At 72.5% G+C, this 13,925-nt stretch carries 12 protein-coding genes; 5 read left to right on the forward strand and 7 right to left on the reverse strand.

All coding sequences use genetic code 11. The features are described from left to right. Window positions 1-42: 42 nt before the first annotated feature. Window positions 43-1,188: a GAF domain-containing sensor histidine kinase gene (locus BKA18_RS07845; RefSeq protein WP_366048671.1), complete on the reverse strand. Its 1,146-nt coding sequence runs from the start codon at window positions 1,186-1,188 to the stop codon at window positions 43-45. A 186-nt stretch (window positions 1,189-1,374) separates the two neighbouring features. Between BKA18_RS07845 and BKA18_RS07850 the strand changes: the two genes are divergently transcribed. From BKA18_RS07850 to BKA18_RS07860, 3 genes are all read left to right on the forward strand, one after another. Continuing rightward, the gene (locus BKA18_RS07850) at window positions 1,375-2,241 is read left to right on the forward strand and encodes an SDR family NAD(P)-dependent oxidoreductase (protein WP_366048670.1); all 867 of its coding nucleotides are present in this window, start codon (window positions 1,375-1,377) and stop codon (window positions 2,239-2,241) included. After that, window positions 2,238-3,347 (forward strand): S-adenosylmethionine:tRNA ribosyltransferase-isomerase, encoded by a 1,110-nt coding sequence (locus BKA18_RS07855; protein WP_366048669.1) that lies wholly within the window; start codon window positions 2,238-2,240, stop codon window positions 3,345-3,347. Before BKA18_RS07850 ends, BKA18_RS07855 begins: the two co-directional genes overlap by 4 nt. A 766-nt stretch (window positions 3,348-4,113) precedes the next feature. Beyond that, a complete protein-coding gene (locus BKA18_RS07860) occupies window positions 4,114-4,899 on the forward strand; it encodes a transglycosylase SLT domain-containing protein (RefSeq protein ID WP_366048667.1) in 786 nt (261 codons plus the stop codon). A gap of 98 nt (window positions 4,900-4,997) precedes the next feature. On the opposite strand, the gene BKA18_RS07865 is transcribed toward BKA18_RS07860, so the two are convergent. Further along, complete coding sequence (locus tag BKA18_RS07865) at window positions 4,998-7,556, reverse strand: ABC transporter ATP-binding protein/permease (protein ID WP_366048666.1); 2,559 nt, start codon at window positions 7,554-7,556, stop codon at window positions 4,998-5,000. A gap of 535 nt (window positions 7,557-8,091) precedes the next feature. Here BKA18_RS07865 and serB point away from each other — a divergent pair. Continuing rightward, entirely contained in the window at window positions 8,092-9,330 is a 1,239-nt protein-coding gene (gene serB / locus BKA18_RS07870) for a phosphoserine phosphatase SerB (RefSeq protein ID WP_006606415.1), read from the forward strand. 293 nt (window positions 9,331-9,623) lie between these two features. Here the strand turns inward: serB and BKA18_RS07875 are convergent, their stop codons facing one another. The 4 genes from BKA18_RS07875 to BKA18_RS07890 form a co-directional block, all read right to left on the reverse strand. After that, entirely contained in the window at window positions 9,624-10,142 is a 519-nt protein-coding gene (locus tag BKA18_RS07875) for a SixA phosphatase family protein (RefSeq protein ID WP_006606414.1), read from the reverse strand. Window positions 10,143-10,228: 86 nt separating this feature from the next. Further along, window positions 10,229-10,438: a hypothetical protein gene (locus BKA18_RS07880; protein WP_366048665.1), complete on the reverse strand. Its 210-nt coding sequence runs from the start codon at window positions 10,436-10,438 to the stop codon at window positions 10,229-10,231. A 197-nt stretch (window positions 10,439-10,635) separates the two neighbouring features. Next, the gene (locus tag BKA18_RS07885; protein ID WP_254068946.1) at window positions 10,636-10,752 is read right to left on the reverse strand and encodes an SGM_5486 family transporter-associated protein; all 117 of its coding nucleotides are present in this window, start codon (window positions 10,750-10,752) and stop codon (window positions 10,636-10,638) included. A 16-nt stretch (window positions 10,753-10,768) separates the two neighbouring features. Continuing rightward, window positions 10,769-12,127 (reverse strand): CynX/NimT family MFS transporter, encoded by a 1,359-nt coding sequence (locus BKA18_RS07890; protein ID WP_366048664.1) that lies wholly within the window; start codon window positions 12,125-12,127, stop codon window positions 10,769-10,771. Window positions 12,128-12,268: 141 nt separating this feature from the next. On the opposite strand from BKA18_RS07890, the gene BKA18_RS07895 reads away from it, so the two are divergent. Then, on the forward strand, window positions 12,269-12,949 hold the full coding sequence (locus BKA18_RS07895) for a FadR/GntR family transcriptional regulator (RefSeq protein WP_366048663.1): 681 nt from the start codon (window positions 12,269-12,271) through the stop codon (window positions 12,947-12,949). Window positions 12,950-13,152: 203 nt separating this feature from the next. Here BKA18_RS07895 and fabI read toward each other — a convergent pair whose 3' ends face one another. Then, window positions 13,153-13,923: an enoyl-ACP reductase FabI gene (fabI, locus tag BKA18_RS07900; protein WP_329152377.1), complete on the reverse strand. Its 771-nt coding sequence runs from the start codon at window positions 13,921-13,923 to the stop codon at window positions 13,153-13,155. Window positions 13,924-13,925: the final 2 nt, after the last annotated feature.

Below are 13,925 nucleotides of genomic sequence, written 5' to 3' on the forward strand. Positions count from 1 at the left end.
CGGTCGTCCGGGGGGAGCGTCCCCGCGCCGTCCCTGTCCCTGTCAGCCACCGGGCACCTCCATCTCGACAGCGGTGCCCTTGCCGGGCTCCGACTCCACGGTGAGCTTGCCGCCGACGCCGCCGGCGCGGTCGTGCATCGAGACCAGGCCGAGATGGCGGCCGGCCCGGCGGACGGTGGCCGGGTCGAAGCCGCAGCCGTCGTCGGCGACCCGCAGCAGCGCGCCCTGGCCGCTCCGGCCGAGGGTCACCTCGACGTGCTCGGCTCCGGAGTGCCGCAGGGCGTTGTGCAGCGCCTCCTGGGCGACGCGGAGCACGGCCTCCTCCTGGGCGGCGGGCAGCGCCCGGACGCAGTGGGCCGTGAAGGAGACGTGTGCGGAGTGGGCGCGGTCGAGTACCTGGACCTGGGAGCGCAGGGTGGCGACCAGACCGTCCTCGTCCAGGGCCGCGGGCCGCAGCTCGATGACGGCGGCCCGCAGTTCGTCGGCGGCCTCCGCGGCCAGCGCGGCGACCTGGTGGAGCTCGTCCTTGGCGCGGCCGGGGTCGCGGTCGACCAGGGCGGTGGCCGCCTGGGCGGTGAGGCGGAGCGAGAAGAGCTTCTGGGCGACCGCGTCGTGCAGTTCGTGGGCGAGCCGGGCGCGCTCCCCGGCGATGGTCAGCTCGCGGCTGCGCTCGTAGAGACGGGCGTTGGTCAGCGCGATGGCGGCGTGCTGGGCGAGTATGCCGAGCAGTCGCTCGTCGTCCTCGGTGAAGCCGCAGCGGCCGTCCTCTTTGGGGCAGCGCTTGTTGGCCAGGAAGAGGGCGCCGAGGATCTCGTCGCCGTCGGCGACCGGCAGGCCGAGGAAGTCGGACATGTCCGGGTGGGCCGCCGGCCAGCCGCCGAAGCGGGGGTCCTCGCGGACGTCGGCGAGCCGCTCGGGGGTGGCGTTGTGCAGCATCGCGGCGAGGATGCCGTGCTGGCGGGGCAGCGGGCCGATGGCCCTCCACTGCTCGGCGCTCACGCCGTCCACCACGAACTGGGCGAAGCCGCCGTGGTCGTCGGGCACCCCCAGGGCGGCGTACTCGGCATCCAGCAGCTCGCGGGCCGAGGCCACGATCGTCTTGAGGACGTCGCGCACCTCCAGATGCCTGCTCATCGCCAGGATCGCGGTGCTCACCGCGGGGATCCCCGCGCCCGGTCCGTTGGTCATGGCCTCACCGTACCGGCGGGGCGACCAGCCCGTATCGGTCCGATGGCGGCCGCCGCCTACGCCCCCGGGCCTAGGGCGAATGCCCTGGCCACGGCCGGTCCGGTGGCCGACGTCCCGGGCGCGGTGGCGTTCCTACCGTGAGGGCGAGGGCCGGGTGCGGACCCGGCCGGAAAAGGGGACGTGATCATGCCGGTGGCGGTCATCACGGGGGCATCGAAGGGGCTGGGCCGGGCGCTCGCCGGGGCGCTGGCCCGGCGCGGGTGGGATCTGGTGGTGGACGCCAGGTCGGCCGGGCCGCTGGAGGAGGCGGCGCGGGAGCTGCGCGGGGCGGGGGCACGGGTGGTGGCGCTGCCCGGGGATGTGACGGACGGCGGGCACCGGGCGGCGCTGGTGGCCGCGGCCCGGGAGCTGGGCGGGCTCGATCTGCTGGTGAACAACGCCAGTGCGCTGGGGGCCGAGCCGCTGGTGCGGCTGGCGGAACAGCCGCTGGAGGGGCTGCGGAGGGCGCTGGAGGTGAATGTGGTGGCGCCACTGGGGCTCACCCAGGAAGCATTGTCGCTTTTGCACGCTTCCTCCTATCTACCCTCGTATGAAGAAGTCACCCCTTATAGAGAAGAGGCTCCTTATATAGGAGGTATAGGTAAGAGCGAGACATACGATCCGTACCCTTATTCCGAGAATTCCCAAAATGCCCAGTTGTCCGATTTGCCCACTTATGTAGGGGCAGGTGGCGCGGTCCTCACCCTCAGCTCGGACGCCGCCGTCGAGGCGTATGCGACCTGGGGCGGCTACGGAGCGGCGAAGGCGGCGCTGGACCGGCAGTCGGCGGTGCTCGCGGTCGAGGAGCCGGGGCTGCGGGTGTGGTGGGTGGACCCGGGCGACATGCGGACCGATCTGTACGCGGCCGCCGTCCCGGACGACGACGATTCCGGGCGGCCGCTGCCGGAGACGGTGGTCCCGGCGCTGCTGTGGCTGCTGGACCACGCCGCCCGTAGTGGGCGGTACACCGTGGCCGCGGGGCGGGCCGTGCCCGAGGAGCGGAGCCCGCGGTGACCGCGGCGCTGCGGGTCCCGCAGGAGTTGTCGGCCGCGGTTCCGGCCGAGCAGCGGGGGCCCGGCCTGGACCGGGACGCCGTACGGCTGCTGGTGAGCCGGGGGACGGCCGAGCCCGGCCACCACGACTTCGGCGCACTGCCCGAGTTGCTGGGGGCGGGCGACGTGCTGGTCGTGAACACCTCTCGGACGCTGCCGGCGGCGGTGGACGGCCGGGTCGGGGACGGCCGGGGGCGCGGCGAGCCGGTGGTGGTGCACTTCTCGACCCGGGCGGACCGGTGGCATCCGGCGGGCCGGGCGGTGGCCGGGCACTGGGCGGTGGAACTGCGCAGCCCGGACGGGCGGGGCAGCACCCGGCCACGGGCGGGCGGCCCGGCCGGCGCGGCGGTGCGGCTGCCCGGCGGGGCGCGGCTCGTGCTGGAGGCCCCGCTGGACCCCGGGAGCGCGCGGCTGTGGTGGGCGCGGGTGACGGGCGTGGGCGTGCCGGAGCTGATGCGGCGCCACGGGCGGCCGATCCGCTACGGCTACACCGAGCGGGACCAGCCGCTGGCCGCGTACCAGACGGTGTTCGCGCTGGACGGGCCCGGCGGCAGCGCGGAGATGCCGAGCGCCGCCCGCCCCTTCACCGCGGAGCTGGTGGCGCGGCTGGTCAGCAAGGGGGTGCAGTTCGCGCCGGTCTCGCTGCACACGGGGGTCGCGTCCGCGGAGGCGTTCGAGCCCCCGTATCCGGAGCGGTTCGTGGTGCCGCCGGCCACCGCATGGCTGGTGAACGCCGTACGGGCGCGGCGGCGGACGGCGCAGGGTGGGACGGGCGGGCGGATCGTGGCGGTGGGGACCACGGCCGTACGGGCCCTGGAGTCGGCGGCCGGCGCGGACGGGCGGGTGCGGGCCGCGGCCGGCTGGACGGACCTGGTGGTGACGCCGCGGCGCGGGGTCCGGGCGGTGGACGGCCTGCTCACCGGGCTGCACGAGCCCACCGCCTCGCATCTGCTGATGCTGGAGGCGGTGGCGGACGCGGACGTGCTGCGGCGCGCCTATGCGGCGGCGGTGGAGCGGCGTTATCTGTGGCACGAATTCGGCGATCTGCACCTCGTGCTGCCGGACTGAGTGCCGGGACCGTCGGATGCGGCCGGGGGGAGCGGCCGGGCGGCTGACCTGGGCGGGGCGGCGGGGGCTCACCCGGCGGCGCCGGGCCTCGCGCGCGCGGGCGCACGGGCGACCCGGAGCCGCGAGATCTGAGCCTGGATCGTGGGGCCTGGCCTCGCGCGCGGGCGTACGGGCGGGGAAAGACGCGGGCACCCGGGCAGGGAGAGCGGCCTCGCTGCCGCATCCGCCGGGCGCGGCAGGGCCTCCCCGGGGGGGCGCCCGGTACGGCCCGGTGAGGCGGCCGACGCAGCCCGTAATTCGGGCCCGGTGAGCGGCCGACGCGCCCCGCCGTTCCGGCCCGGGTGAGCGGCCGGCGTCCCCGCGATTCCCACCCCGAACGGCATCCACGGAATGCGAAGTGCCCGATTTGCGCCGAACGCCCCCCAACCGGGCCAGGGTTGAGGATTTCCGCATACCGACTGTGCGTTTGCAATTACTTCCCGCGAGATAAACCTCTCGGAATTGTGACGCCGGACATAGGACGCAGGTCACTTACGAGCCGGCTTAGTGGACCCAGGGATACATCGTGAGCTGGGAAGGTCGTATCCGGGACGCATTATCTCCGCCCTGGGTTCCACTAACTTCGATCGTATATAGCACCTTTGCCGTGGGAATTTCCGGCCGCTAAGAATGACTCTCGTCGCTCGGCGCCGTGACCTGAACTCGGCGTTTTGCCGCCGCTCACAGGCCCGTGCGATGTCCCCCATCGGAAGAGGTCGCCCCCGCCATGCCCAAGCACGCCAATTCTGGTTTTTCTCGCCTGACCCGGACCCACAAGCTCTCCGTAGCCGGTGTGGCCGCCGCAGGTGCCGCCGCTCTGGCCCTCTCCGTGGTGCCGGGCAACGCGGCCGACCACGGCAAGACCCAGGCCACCGCGGTGGAGAACGTGCAGCCGGCCGCTTTCAGCGCCGTCGGCACCGCCGGCCGGACCCAGCAGGCCACGATCGCCAGGCAGGCCGACAGCTCCGCTGCCAAGGGCAAGGCCGAGGCCGCCGCCAAGCAGGCCGCGGCCAAGAAGGCTGCCGCTGCGAAGGCCGCCAAGGCGAAGGCCGTCGCCGCTGCGAAGGCCAAGGCCGCGAAGGCGCGCGCCGAGAAGGCCGCCGCGAGCCGCTCTGCCGTGCGCACCGCGATCCCCGCCGCCGCCCCGAAGCCGACCGCCAAGCCCGTCGTGAAGCGGGTCGTGAAGACGTACCCGAACAACCTGGACGGCTGGATCCGCGAGTCGCTGGACGTCATGGCCAAGAAGGGCATCCCCGGCTCGTACAACGGCATCTACCGCAACCTGATGCGTGAGTCGTCCGGCAACCCGATGGCGATCAACCTCTGGGACATCAACGCCCAGAACGGCATCCCGTCCAAGGGTCTGCTCCAGGTCATCGACCCGACCTTCCGGGCGTACCACGTCGCCGGTACCTCCTGGAACATCTACGACCCGGTCGCCAACATCACCGCCGCCTGCAACTACGCGGCCGCCAAGTACGGCTCGATGGACAACGTCAACTCGGCCTACTGAGCCGCAGTTCACGCTCCGCGCGTCGCGCACACACCGCCGAGGGGCGGCACCCGACATCGGGTGCCGCCCCTCGGGCGTGGCGGTGCGGTCCGTGGCGCTTACTTGCGCATGACCTCCGGCTCGTGGCGGCGCAGCAGCCGCGCGACGACGAAGGCGAGTCCGACGCCCAGGGTGATCAGGATGATCATGTCCATCACATAGACACCGGTCTGGTGCTTCCACAGCGGGTCCGGGTTGCCCGGCTCCCACGGCAGCAGGGTGTTCATGTCGGCGGTCGCGCCCATCGCGGCGACGGCCCAGCGCGACGGCATCAGCCAGGCGAACTGGGCGACGCCCACGGTGTCGAAGAGCTGGAAGAGCACACCGGTGAAGACGACCTGGACGATGGCGAACATGACCAGCAGCGGCATGGTCTTCTCGGCCGTCTTGACCAGCGCGGAGATGATCAGGCCGAACATCATCGAGGTGAAGCCGAGCGCGATGATCGCCAGCGCCATCTCGATCGCCGGGGCATCCGCCACCACCAGGCCCTCCGCGGGCATGTTGCGGGTGGAGAAACCTATCGCCGCGATGATCACGCCCTGGAAGGCCGTGACCACGCCGAGCACGATCACCTTGGACATCAGATATGCCGACCGCGACAGACCGGTGGCCCGTTCGCGCTCGTAGATGACCCGCTCCTTGATCAGCTCACGGACCGAGTTGGCGGCGCCCGAGAAGCACATGCCGACCGCGAGGATCAGCATGATCGTGCTCGCGTCCCGGTTGGTGCGGTGCTTTTCCAGCGGGCCGTATCCGAGGCCGAAGTCGCTGGGGATCAGCATCGAGACCACACCGAGCACCGCGGGCAGGATCAGCATCAGTCCCAGGAAGCCCCGGTCGGAGGCGAGCACCGAGACATAGCGGCGCATCAGCGTCCACAGCTGCGAGCCCCAGCTCTGGGACTTCTGTATCCGGGCCGGCGGCGCCTGGACGTTGCCCGACTGCGGGGCGACGGCGTCGAAGTCCGCCGCGTACAGCTGGAAGTGCGGGGAGCCGCGCCAGCGCCCCATCCAGTCGTAGTCGCGGTAGTTCTCGAACGCGGAGAAGACGTCCGCCCAGGTGTCGTACTGGAAGAAGTTGAGCGCTTCCTCGGGCGGCCCGAAGTAGGCCACGCCGCCGCCCGGGGCCATCACCAGCAGCTTGTCGCACAGCGCGAGTTCGGCCACCGAGTGCGTGACGACCAGGACCGTACGGCCGTCGTCGGCCAGGCCGCGCAGCAGCTGCATGACATCGCGGTCCATGCCCGGGTCGAGGCCGGAGGTCGGCTCGTCCAGGAAGATCAGTGACGGCTTGGTCAGCAGCTCCAGGGCCACCGACACGCGCTTGCGCTGGCCGCCGGAGAGCGAGGTGACCTTCTTGTCCTTGTGGACGTCGAGCTTGAGCTCGTGCAGCACCTCGTCGATCCGGGCCTCGCGCTCGGCCTCCGCGGTGTCGCCGGGGAAGCGGAGCTTGGCCGCGTACTTGAGCGCCTTTTGGACCGTCAGCTCCTTGTGCAGGATGTCGTCCTGCGGGACCAGACCGATGCGCTGGCGCAGTTCGGCGAACTGCTTGTAGAGGTTCCGGTTGTCGTAGAGGACATCGCCCTGGTTGGCGGGGCGGTAGCCGGTCAGCGCCTTGAGCAGCGTCGACTTACCGGAGCCGGAGGGACCGATGACCGCGATCAGCGACTTCTCCGGGACGCCGAAGGAGACGTCCTTGAGGATCTGCTTGCCGCCGTCGACGGTGACCGTGAGGTGGCGGGCCGAGAAGGAGACCTCGCCGGTGTCGACGAACTCCTCCAGGCGGTCGCCGACCAGCCGGAAGGTGGAGTGGCCGACGCCGATGATGTCGTTCTGGCCGATGACCTTCGTGCCGGACTTGGTGACCGGCTGGCCGTTGACGTAGGTGCCGTTGTGGCTGCCCAGGTCGCGGATCTCGAAGCGGCCGTCGGGGGTGGCGCGGAACTCGGCGTGGTGGCGGGAGACCTGGAGGTCGGAGACGACCAGCTCGTTCTCCAGCGCACGGCCGATGCGCATCACCCGGCCCGTGTCGAGGCGGTGGAAGGTGGTCGGGCTGCGGTCGCCGCCGGCCGGGGCGCCGCCCGCCTGCTGCGCGGGGCGCTCCTGCGGCGGGCGGGCCTGCTGCGGGGGCACGGCCTGCTGCGGCTGCTGGGCCTGCTGCGGCGGGGCGTACGGCGGCCGGCCGCCCTGCGGTGGTGCCTGCCAGCCCTGCTGGGCGGGCGGCGGCTGCTGGGCGGGCGGTGCCTGCCAGCCCTGCGCGGCCTGCTGCTGCACGGCCCCCGCCGGCTGTGCGCCGAAGGCGTCGGCGGCCGCCGGGGCGGACAGCGACACCCGGGGGCCGTCGGTGGCATTGCCCAGATGCACGGTCGAGCCGGGGCCGATCTCCATCTGGTGGATCCGCTGGCCCTGGACGTAGGTGCCGTTGGTGCTGCCCTGGTCTTCGATGATCCAGCTGCGGCCGGCCCATCGGACGGTGGCGTGCCGCCAGGAGACCCTGGCGTCGTCCAGCACCATGTCGCCCTGCGGATCACGCCCCACGTTGTAGGACCGGGACGGATCGAGCGTCCAGGTCCTTCCGTTCAATTCGAGTACGAGTTCAGGCACTCCATGCCCCATTACATAGTCCCCCGAGTGACGCCCTGTATGGGAAGTCCAGGGATGGCGAACATCGTAGGAACTATTTCAGGCTCGGAGGCCCGACCGGAAACCGGGACGCGACAGGGCTGCACGGGCCTCGCCGGGGCGCCCGCCAAAGGCTCCCGGAGCGCGGGAAGACCCCATAGAGCGCAGAGATCACCGCATTCCGGATGTTCCGGATAGGGCGGGGCCATTCGGGCACGGTCCGCCCTCGCCGGGGATGTCCTGCGGGTCCGCCGCGCAAGCGGCATGATGGAGGAGACGGACACCTTCCGGCCAGGCGATCCGTCGTGGCCGGGTGCCGACGGGGCGCCGAACGCGTCGGCCCGCCACGGACGTTGGCCGGGCCGGCGCAGGCCTCCGGCCGGCGCACCGGACACGACTCCATAACGATCAACGGGGCACCCGGAGCCGGGGGCGACGGGGCGCGGGTGGGACCGGCCCGGGGCCGCGCCGGTCCGAACCCCGGACAGGCGTTTGGACGCGGCCGTCCGGCGGTTACCGTAAGGGCACCATGAGCGCATCGCAGATCCCGCCTGCCACCGCCGTACCGGGCGATGACGTACCGACCCTGCTCGTAAAGATCTTCGGGAAGGACCGGCCCGGCATCACCGCAGGTCTCTTCGAGACCCTCGCCGCCTACTCCGTCGATGTCGTGGACATCGAACAGGTCGTGACCCGGGGACGCATCACGCTGTGCGCGCTGGTCACCGCCCCCTCCCCCGGCCAGGGCTCCGCCGAGGGCGACCTGCGGGCCACCGTGCACGGCTGGGCCGAGTCGATGAACCTCCAGGCGGAGATCATCTCCGGCCGGGGCGACAACCGCCCGCGCGGCACCGGACGTTCGCACGTCACTGTGCTCGGGCATCCGCTCACCGCGGAGACCACCGCCGCGATCGCCGCCGCTATAACGGCCACCGGCGGCAACATCGACCGCATCTTCCGGCTGGCCAAGTATCCGGTGACCGCCGTCGAGTTCGCGGTCTCCGGTGCGGAGACCGCGAGCCTGCGCAGCGTGCTGGCCCCCGAGGCCGCGCAGCTCGGGGTGGATGTCGCGGTGGTCGCGGCCGGGCTGCAGCGCCGGGCCCAGCGGCTGGTCGTCATGGATGTCGACTCGACGCTGATCCAGGACGAGGTCATCGAGCTGTTCGCGGCGCACGCCGGCTGTGAGGCCGAGGTCGCCGAGGTCACCGCCGCCGCGATGCGCGGTGAGCTGGACTTCGAGCAGTCCCTGCACGCCCGGGTCGAGCTGCTCGGCGGGCTCGACGCGTCCGTGGTCGAGGCGGTGCGCAAGGAGGTGCGGCTCACCCCCGGGGCCCGCACCCTGGTACGGACCCTCAAGCGGCTGGGCTACCAAGTCGGCGTCGTCTCGGGCGGTTTCACGCAGGTCACCGATGCGCTCCAGGAGGAGCTGGGGCTGGACTTCGCCTCCGCCAACACCCTGGAGATCGTCGACGGCAAGCTCACCGGCCGGGTCACCGGCGACATCGTCGACCGGGCCGGCAAGGCCAGGCTGCTGCGCAGCTTCGCCCAGCGGGCCGGGGTGCCGCTGGCACAGACCGTGGCGATCGGTGACGGCGCCAATGACCTCGACATGCTCAACGCCGCCGGGCTCGGTGTCGCCTTCAACGCCAAGCCGGTGGTGCGGGAGGCGGCGCACACCGCCGTGAACGTGCCGTTCCTGGACACCGTGCTGTATCTGCTGGGCATCACCCGCGAAGAGGTCGAGGCGGCGGAGACGCACGTCGGCTGAGCGGGCGGGCCCGGACTGCGGGCGGGGCAGGCCGGGGCCGTATGAGCGGGGCAGGCCCGGGGCCGTACGCCGGCCCGGTCGCCGCCGCGGCCGCCCGGACCCAGCGGTACGGCTGCCCGGACCACCCGTACGGGAGTGCGGCTGCTGGCGTCCGGGCATGGAAAGAGTCCCGGCGGACGCACCCCGCCCGCCCGGGAGCGGTCCCGCACACACGAAGGCCCCGGCAGACAGCTGCTGCCGGGGCCTCGTCGCGTCCGGGCCGCCCCGCGCGCACGGCGCAGGGGGCGCCGGGATCAGTCGTGCGGCGTCCAGTACGCGACCAGCCGGCCGACGCCGTGCTCCACCGACTTCCAGGAGCCGTTGAAGCTGAGCACGGCCAGCGAGGCGGTGGGGAATCCGCTGCGGTTCATCCGCGGCAGCAGATCGCCCTCGGCCTCGCCCGAGAGCGCGTCGGCGAGGGCGTGCACACCGGGGTTGTGTCCGACCAGCATCAGGTCGGACACGTCGTCGGACGTCTCGTTGAGCAGCGCGATGAGCTCCCCGAGGGAGGCTTCGTAGATCCGCTCCTCATAGACGGTCTTGGGCCGCTGCGGAAGCTCGTGGACGGCGAGCTTCCATGTCTCACGGGTGCGCGTGGACGTCGAGCACAGGGTGAGATCGGGGGTGATCCCGGCTCCGGCCAGCCAGCGGCCGGCGACCGGGGCATCCTTGCGGCCGCGCTCGGCGAGCGGACGTTCATGGTCGCTGGACTCCGACCATTCGGCCTTGGCGTGTCGGAAGAGGACAATCCGGCGTGGTGTATCGGCGCTCATGCGTCCCAGCTTCGCACGAAAGGCGGCGCGGGGCGCGGGGTGTTGAACTGCTGATTCCGCCTCTTGGGACGGTCCGCGGACGGTCATCAGGCACCACTGCGGACAATCCTGGCCAAGATCTCCAGCAGCGGGGCCAGGCCCTGCGGGACGCCCGCGGCACTCGCCGGGGAGGAATGGGCGACGAGCGCCAGCAGGGCCACGAAAGAGACCACCGGCAGGGCCACCGCCCACCACGGCAACCGCGCCCGCCGACGCGGGGCTCTGGCGGCGGGTGACCGGCGGAACACCGGGGGCATGCGGATCGCCTCCGTGGCGGCGCGAAGGGCGGCGCGACCGCGGACCGCGGTGCGCCCACCGCGTGGTGCGGTGTACTTCGACGCTACGGATCCGCCCCCGCCCTTCCCACCCGGGAAACCACCCACTCGTCCCTGATCCCGGCCCCCTAGGGGACGGTGGGGAGGCCCCCCTCCCCTGCGGGCCCGACCAGGGCGGACTAGGGCGCGGCGATACTCGCGATGATCGCGACGAGAACGGTCACGCCGAGCATGGCGCCCAGGACGAGGAGCAGCTTCTTGTGGCTGTTCTGCGGATTCGGTTCGAGCACTGGCATGGGCCCAGTGTCGCACTCAGGCCTCGTCCTCGATCCGGCGGTCCCGGCCGGCCAGCACCCCCATCGCGATCTGCGGCACCATCAGCCCCGCCATCAGGGCGATCGGCAGCCCCCAGCCACCGCTGTGCTGGTAGAGCGTGCCGACCAGCAGCGGTCCGGGGATGGAGAGCAGATAGCCGACGCACTGCACGAAGGCCGACAGCTTGACGACCCCGGCGGAGCTGGTCGCGCGCATCCCGATCATCGTCAGGGCCAGCGTGAAGGCGCAGTTGGAGACGCCCATCAGCAGCGCCCAGGCCCAGGCGCCGGCGGCCGGGGCCAGCCACAGCCCGGCCTCGCCGGCCAGCCCGCACAGGCCGAGCAGCACCACGAGCGGACCCTGATGCCGCATCCGGGCCGCCAGCCGCGGCACCACGAAGGAGAGCGGGACGCCCACCGCCATGGTGACCGCGAGCAGCACCCCCGCGGTGCCCGCCGGGACCCCGGCGTCGCGGAAGATCTGCGGCATCCAACCCATCGTGATGTACGCGGCGGTGGCCTGCAGACCGAAGAAGAGGGCCAGCCACCAGGCGGTCGGCGAGGAGGTGATCCGTACGGGGGCGTCCTCGGGGCGTACCGCGGCGCCCGCGGACGGTCCGGCGGCGGCCCCGCGCTGCCGTGCCACCACGAGCCAGGGCAGCACTGCGACGGCGGCGAGCACCGCCCAGCCCGCCAGTCCGGCCCGCCAACTGCCGCCCAGCGCACCGGCCATGGGCACGGTGAGCGCCGCGGCGAGCGAGGTGCCCAGGGCCAGCGCCATGGAGTAGAGCCCGGTCATCGGGCCGACCCGGTCGGGGAACCAGGCCTTGATCACGACCGGGATCAGCACATTGCTGACCGCGATACCGGCCAGGGCGACCGCGCTGGCGGCGAGGAAGCCGCCGGTGCCACCCGCGAACGGGCGCACCGCGATGCCCAGAGTGATCGCGGCCAGCCCGGCGCAGACGATCGTGCCGGGCCCCCAGCGTCTGGCCAGCCGGGGCGCGGCGATACCGAAGACGGCGAAGCACAGGGCCGGTACGGAGGTCAGCAGCCCGGCGACGGTGCCGCTCATGCCCAGACCGTCGCGGACCTCCTCCAGGAGCGCGCCGAGGCTGGTGATGGGCGGGCGGAGGGTGAGCGCGGCGAGCACCAGACCGGCCATGACGATCCGCGGCAGCCAGCGGCCGGCCGGTCCTCCGCCCGCCGCCGGACTCCGGGAGCCGCCCGCCGGACCCCGGGAGGCGCCTCCCGCAGGACCGGACTGCGGGAGCCCGGTGTCGTCGGTCGGTCGGGCGGGCGGGGCCGTGGAGCGCTCCTCGGCGGCGCCGAGTATCGCGGTGTCGTCGTCTGCCATGGGTCAAGCATAGAATCATGGGATGAATCCCTGTCCAGCGGATATCGGTACCCTCTGCTGGCCCGGGCGGCCGCCGGGGCCCACCAGGTCCACCGCGCCGCACGCTGTCGTCCGTCCTCCCCTCCACTTCGGAGCGCAGCCATGCCCCTGTCCTCTCCCCACCGGTCCGCGCTGGCCGACCAGGTGATCGCGCAGCTCCGCGCCCAGATCACCTCCGGCGAGTGGCCGGTGGGATCCCGTATCCCGACCGAGCCGGAGCTGGTCGAGCAGCTCGGGGTGGCCCGGAACACCGTCCGGGAGGCCGTACGGGCGCTGGCGCACAACGGGCTGCTGGACATCCGGCAGGGCTCGGGCACGTACGTGGTGGCGACCAGTGAACTGGCCGGGGTGATGCACCGGCGGTTCGCGGCGGCCGAGCCCGGCCACGTCGCCGAGCTGCGCAGCGCCCTGGAGGCGTCGGCCGCCCGGCTCGCCGCCCGCCGCCGCACCGAAGCGGACCTGCGGCAGATCGACGGATTGCTGGAGCGGCGCGAGGCGGCCTGGGAGTCGGGGGCGACCGAAGCCTTCGTGGAGGCGGACGCGACCTTCCACCTGGCGATCGTGGCGGCCTCGCACAACGAGGTGCTGGCCGAGGTCTACGCCGACCTCGGAGGCGTCCTCCGCGACCACCTGCGGGCCGACGTGGGTGCGGAGCTGCGGCCCGAGGCGCACATGGACCACTCCCGCCTGGTGGAGGCGATCCGCGCGGGCGACGGTGACCGGGCCGCCGCGGAGGCGAGCGTGCACCCCTTCGGCTGCCGGCCGGCCGTACCGGGGACCTGAGGGTTGGTCGAACGGTTCCCGTAGGGGATGCCGGCGCCCCCTGCGGGGCCACAACGCGGCAGGCGGGGGCGGTATTCCCATGATTGCCATGGCTGGTCCATGGCTGATCCCCATCGCTGATCCCCATGGCTGACTCCCATGGCGCAATGCGTACTGCCCGCCCCGGCACACCGGGACGGGCAGTACGGAGGAAGCTCGGGGCGTCAGGCGCCCATCATGTGCACACCGCCGTCGACGTGCACGATCTCGCCCGTCGTCCGCGGGAAGAAGTCGGACAGCATGCCGACGACACCACGGCCGGCCGGCTCCGGGTCGGCCAGGTCCCAGCCGATCGGGGCGCGGTGGTTCCACACGTCCGCCAGCTCCTCGAAGCCGGGGATGGACTTGGCGGCCATCGACTTGATGGGGCCCGCCGAGACCAGGTTGCAGCGGATGTTCCTGGGGCCGAGGTCCCGCGCCAGGTAGCGGTTGGTGCTCTCCAGCGCCGCCTTGGCCACGCCCATCCAGTCGTACTTCGGCCAGGCGATCTGCGCGTCGAAGGTGAGGCCGACGACCGCGCCGCCGTGCTCCATGAGCGGCAGGCAGGCCATCGTCAGCGACTTGTACGAGTACGCCGACACCTGCACCGCGGTGCCCACGTCCGACCACTCCGCCTCCAGGAAGTTGAAGGCGCCCTGCGGGCCGAAGGCGATGGAGTGCACGATGCCGTCGAGCCGGGCACCCTCGCCCTGGTGCTCGCGGATCTTGTCGGCCAGCCCGTCCAGGTGCTCCTGGTTGGTGACGTCCAGCTCGATGACCGGAGCGGGCTTGGGCAGCCGCTTGGCGATCCGCTCCACGAGCGAGAGCCGGCCGAAGCCGGTGAGGATGACCTCGGCGCCCTCGTTCTGGGCGACCTTGGCCGCCTGGAACGCGATCGACGACTCGGTCAGGACACCCGTGACCAGGATGCGCTTGCCTGCAAGGATTCCACTCATGC

The organism is Streptomyces auratus (assembly GCF_050433025.1).
GTDB lineage: Bacteria > Actinomycetota > Actinomycetes > Streptomycetales > Streptomycetaceae > Streptomyces > Streptomyces sioyaensis.

Bases quoted from the DNA above. Each gene is read 5' to 3' on its own strand.
- BKA18_RS07845 (WP_366048671.1), bottom strand. From the start codon at position 1,188: ATGACCAACGGACCGGGCGCGGGGATCCCCGCGGTGAGCACCGCGATC.
- BKA18_RS07850 (WP_366048670.1), top strand. From the start codon at position 1,375: ATGCCGGTGGCGGTCATCACGGGGGCATCGAAGGGGCTGGGCCGGGCG.
- BKA18_RS07860 (WP_366048667.1), top strand. From the start codon at position 4,114: ATGCCCAAGCACGCCAATTCTGGTTTTTCTCGCCTGACCCGGACCCAC.
- BKA18_RS07865 (WP_366048666.1), bottom strand. From the start codon at position 7,556: ATGGGGCATGGAGTGCCTGAACTCGTACTCGAATTGAACGGAAGGACC.
- serB (WP_006606415.1), top strand. From the start codon at position 8,092: ATGAGCGCATCGCAGATCCCGCCTGCCACCGCCGTACCGGGCGATGAC.
- BKA18_RS07875 (WP_006606414.1), bottom strand. From the start codon at position 10,142: ATGAGCGCCGATACACCACGCCGGATTGTCCTCTTCCGACACGCCAAG.
- BKA18_RS07880 (WP_366048665.1), bottom strand. From the start codon at position 10,438: ATGCCCCCGGTGTTCCGCCGGTCACCCGCCGCCAGAGCCCCGCGTCGG.
- BKA18_RS07885 (WP_254068946.1), bottom strand. From the start codon at position 10,752: ATGCCAGTGCTCGAACCGAATCCGCAGAACAGCCACAAGAAGCTGCTC.
- BKA18_RS07890 (WP_366048664.1), bottom strand. From the start codon at position 12,127: ATGGCAGACGACGACACCGCGATACTCGGCGCCGCCGAGGAGCGCTCC.
- BKA18_RS07895 (WP_366048663.1), top strand. From the start codon at position 12,269: ATGCCCCTGTCCTCTCCCCACCGGTCCGCGCTGGCCGACCAGGTGATC.
- fabI (WP_329152377.1), bottom strand. From the start codon at position 13,923: ATGAGTGGAATCCTTGCAGGCAAGCGCATCCTGGTCACGGGTGTCCTG.